At 56.4% G+C, this 1214-nt stretch carries 2 protein-coding genes; both read right to left on the bottom strand.

The window, feature by feature from the left end:
- Positions 1 to 28 precede the first annotated feature (28 nt).
- Positions 29 to 811 (bottom strand): IS3 family transposase, encoded by a 783-nt coding sequence (locus MOV80_RS23255; RefSeq protein ID WP_258187055.1) that lies wholly within the window; start codon positions 809 to 811, stop codon positions 29 to 31.
- 35 nt (positions 812 to 846) lie between these two features.
- Positions 847 to 1161 (bottom strand): DUF1153 domain-containing protein, encoded by a 315-nt coding sequence (locus MOV80_RS23250; RefSeq protein WP_107733165.1) that lies wholly within the window; start codon positions 1159 to 1161, stop codon positions 847 to 849.
- Positions 1162 to 1214: the final 53 nt, after the last annotated feature.

The raw sequence follows: 1214 nt of genomic DNA, 5'->3' as shown, positions 1-1214 counted from the left end.
TGTAATGACCCAGCACTTTCTGCACAGGTCAGGCTGCTAATTGATACGCCATCGCCGGCGTTTTCATCCCTAAGGCCTGGTGGGGACGCCGGTGGTTATAGAACCCGATCCAGTCTGCAATGACACGGCTGGCGTGCGTCAGGCTTTCAAACCGATGGCGGTGAACGCATTGCTCTTTCAACGTCCGGATCACCCGCTCCACCATGCCGTTCTGCTCCGGCGTATATGGCGTGATGAACTCTTGCTGTAAGCCGTAGCTCCTCACCAATGCCGTGTAGTTCCGACTGGTAAAGACCAAACCGTTATCGCTTCTCAGCAAGAATTTCTCCGGCACACGCCCCAGGCAGCCAAATCGACTGATGAGCGCATGCTCAAGTGCCGATTCGGCCGTCTTCGACTTGCCGCTGCGTGACAAATGCCAGCCAAGCAACTCCCGGGTGCAACAGTCAATCACCAGTGCCAGGTGACTCCAGCCATCCTTTCCCGACCAGATACGGCACAGATCGGTGGCCCAACGCTCATTTGGCCGCTTCGCGACTGAAGGCAACGCTTGCACACGCGGGCGGAAGCCCACCGAGCGTTTCTTCACCTGCCAGCCCTTGAGCTGAAAGATCCGTTGCACCGTGTTCTTGTTCAAACCCAGAAGACCCGCGACCGTTCGATAGCCGAATGAAGGATTTTCCTCGATCATCGCTTTGATCGGCGCGACGAAGTGCTGCTGGAGTTTGGGCTCAGCCTTCTGCTCGCGGTAATACACCGTGCGCCGCGGGATGCCAAACCAGCGGCACAAGGTGCTGACTGGAACCCGGATGCCATCTTCAGCCAGTCCCTGCCGGACGGACTCGATTACTTGTCGTCCTCGCCCAACAGGGACTGTAATTTTTTTCTGGCACGTAGCTCCAGCATGGCTTCGCCATACGCCTCTTGGAGGTCCTTGATCTGTTTCTCGTACTGTTCACGGATCTCCATCGGCTTGGCTCGCAGTGCATTCTCCATGCCGCGCTTGGCCTCATCGACCCATTCTTCGACTTCTGATGGCGCCAGGTCAAAGGACCGAGAGGCCTCGGCCACTGTGGTCTTGCCCTGAATGATTTCCATCACCAACGCGGCTTTGCGCTTGGCGGTCCAACGCTTGATTTCGTCTTCCATGGTCATACTCATCACATGCTCCTGTGTGAATTATGACCTGAGCAGGTTTTTAGTGGGTCATTACA

The organism is Chromobacterium sp. IRSSSOUMB001 (assembly GCF_023507765.1).
Taxonomy (GTDB): domain Bacteria; phylum Pseudomonadota; class Gammaproteobacteria; order Burkholderiales; family Chromobacteriaceae; genus Chromobacterium; species Chromobacterium haemolyticum.
The sequence above is the reverse complement of the archived record's forward strand: the minus strand, read 5'-3'. Positions and strand labels throughout refer to the sequence as shown.

Coding starts and splice junctions, on each gene's coding strand:
- MOV80_RS23250 (WP_107733165.1), bottom strand. CDS start 1,161: ATGAGTATGACCATGGAAGACGAAATCAAGCGTTGGACCGCCAAGCGC.